Origin of the sequence: Zooshikella harenae, from assembly GCF_018837975.1 — a bacterium.
GTDB lineage: Bacteria > Pseudomonadota > Gammaproteobacteria > Pseudomonadales > Zooshikellaceae > Zooshikella > Zooshikella harenae.
In genome coordinates this window covers 1-2,642 of sequence record NZ_JAGSOY010000179.1, presented here as the reverse complement: position 1 = coordinate 2,642, position 2,642 = coordinate 1, and the positions used below count along the sequence as shown (strand labels likewise).

Below are 2,642 nucleotides of genomic sequence, written 5' to 3'. Positions count from 1 at the left end.
GGGTTCAAATCCCGCCGCCTCCACCACTTTCACCCTTCCCAAAGCAGTTAATTTCCTTAATTTTCAATCACTTAATTCAATCTCCCCAAAACAGGCATAATCGCAAAATATGCCCTAAATCCCCTGTTTTCAGAAACATTTTCCCCAGATAGTCCCCAAATTTTCCCCACGATTCCCCACGGTATATGAGCAAAATCAGTAAGTTATGAATTTAGGACTATTTTGAGGTCCCAAGCGAAAACAAGCTTCGGTACCCATTTCACCCAAATTCACACGAGTTTCTCACACGCGTCTATTACTTATTTTCATATAAACTTGGCAAGATATACCCAAAACCTACAGTTGCTTCCCTACCCTTTCTTCATGCCAAAGTCGATCGATGGCCAGCAAAAGATAATTTACGAACTCAGGCTTGGTTTTGCTTAATTCTGATAGTTTATGAGCTAAGCCTTCTATATAGGGAATAGGTTCATACCCAGTTGCTAACCACTGCAAATCAATTTCAAGTACGTGACATAGCTCAGCGGCTTCACTCAATCGCAGATTACCCAGTTTCATACGGTCGTAAATTTGCGCAGTGGTTAAACCTGTCTGTTGGCTAATGTCTTCTACTGACAGGGAGTTGTCATTGATGACTTGTCGCAAGCGAAGTCCAATCGCTTTTCGTTCCTGTTTACTTCTGATACTTCTGTTCATAGTCCTTTAATTATGAACGCAGCATGAATATTTTCTATGAATATCACGCGCGTTTTTAGAGAAATGACAAATAAATAGTCCTGAATCCCAATGCTATTTAGAAAAATACCAAATGTTTATTTTTTGCGCAGAAAACTGAGATTTACATCGCAAATAATTACACGTATTTTCACTTTTATGACTAGGACGTTGGTACGAAACATTAAGTCGTAAGGAAGTGATTATGGTGTTTAGAACAAAACCTTGGGAACAATATCAACCAAATGAAAATTGCAGTACGCTAGAATTAAATGCCCCAAAAAAGAATTTTGATATTCATCCAACTTATTTTTCACCCCCACCCACTCTGATCATCAGTACTACTTCATTGAGGGATAAAAATGTTGTTATTCCCCAGGAAAAATTAAACGAGTTAAAAAACATGATTTTTTATATTCAAAAGTATTCCACGACAGTCCTTAATTATTTATCTGCTATTTAACTTGTCCTGCTGATTTGTGAAGTAGTTAATCAAGAGTGCGGCCTTACAAATAATAACAAGCAACTCGTGACTAATTTCCGTATCACGCGTGTCATTCCGTCTACACTGACTGTGTAGACAACATTAGGAGTACACTTGTGTTTCGTCTGGCACGGGTTGGAGATAAAGACAGTCGAGGTAATACCATCATTGAAGGTAGCCCTAACATGAAAGATCAGGGCCTACCTGTCGCTCGTGTGGGCGATAAGCTCAGTGATGGAAGTGTTATCACCACAGGCAATCCCACGATCATGGTCGATGGTAAGCCTGCTGCTATTGTCGGTAGCCAGGTTAGTAATGGTAATGTCATCGTCAGTCCATGCAGTTCCAAAGTCACCACAGGTTTTCAAATGGGAACAGGGGCAGGTAGTGCCATCCAACCTAAGCAACTACAGTCCGCAGGGTTTGCTCCTAATACCACCCCCGAGACACTCACAGAGTCCTTTACTGAAGCAGCTAAACCTGCAGAACAAAAAGAAGAAGAACAAGCTAAAAACTGGGTAAGACTTGAGCTAGTCACTGAAGATGGTACTCCTATCCCTAATGCAAGTTATGAGTTGTATGATCAGGATACCAAAGCCCAGATCAAAAAAGGCCAGCTGGATGCTAAGGGGAAAGCCTTTATTGAGCTAGAAGAAAATATTGAACAAGTCCGCGTACTCTACCCTGATCACCCCGACCCGGAAGAGCCAGAGCTAGCCCCCTATAAAAAGCAAGGTGGAGAAAGTAATGACGCCTATGCCAGACGCTTAGCAAGAGAACATAAAGCGGCTTGGATAGCAGAAGATCGAGCAAAGATGCTTACTGTGGTCAAAGCGCTTAAACGTCATTTGGGAATCTCGGAGCCTTTTCATAATGGCAATTTGAATGCCCAGGATCGTAAGTATCTGGCGTTACTCCAAAACATGCGCACAGATATCGATATTTGGACAAGCCAATATCTAACAAAAACAGATACAAAAGCAGAGTCTTTTCCACTAAGTCCACTCATCAAGCTAGGCCCTGATAAATACCTTTATGAGATTAACAGTTCAGGCAGCATATTCCCCTTAAAAGATGTAGCGATGACCCGTGAGAACGGCATGGATGAAGACAATATTCTATACTGGACACTAAAACATATAGAGCCTGTTACTGAACAACTTATCCTTCAAAACAAAATTAAATCTGACCCTATCCGTTTTTTGCAAGAGCATCCTGACCTAGTACTGGAAGGCGTTATTCTCGCTCAATCTGTAAGAGCTTGGCGGCGTTTAAACAGAGAAGGACTCCCAAAGGGTACTGTGTTTTATATGAATCCTTTGGGGGGAGAGGGCCGGACGAAAAAAACTATCACCCTCAAAACAAGAAAAAATAAAGTCAAGAAAGTTAGTATTTCAAAAAAACCTGTTACTCGATTCCGAAGTTTTTTTAGGTTGACATATTC

General features: G+C 41.0%; 3 protein-coding genes. 2 read left to right on the top strand and 1 reads right to left on the bottom strand.

Annotated features, from left to right (window positions below):
* Positions 1-336: 336 nt before the first annotated feature.
* Positions 337-696 carry a helix-turn-helix domain-containing protein gene (locus KCG35_RS24465; RefSeq protein WP_215822472.1) on the bottom strand — a complete coding sequence of 120 codons (360 nt, stop codon included), beginning with the start codon at positions 694-696 and terminating at the stop codon, positions 337-339.
* A gap of 223 nt (positions 697-919) precedes the next feature.
* On the opposite strand from KCG35_RS24465, the gene KCG35_RS24460 reads away from it, so the two are divergent.
* Complete coding sequence (locus tag KCG35_RS24460; protein WP_215822471.1) at positions 920-1,177, top strand: hypothetical protein; 258 nt, start codon at positions 920-922, stop codon at positions 1,175-1,177.
* Positions 1,178-1,314: 137 nt separating this feature from the next.
* Positions 1,315-2,642 (top strand): PAAR domain-containing protein (locus KCG35_RS24455; RefSeq protein WP_215822470.1); only part of this gene is annotated, 1,328 nt, incomplete at its 3' end.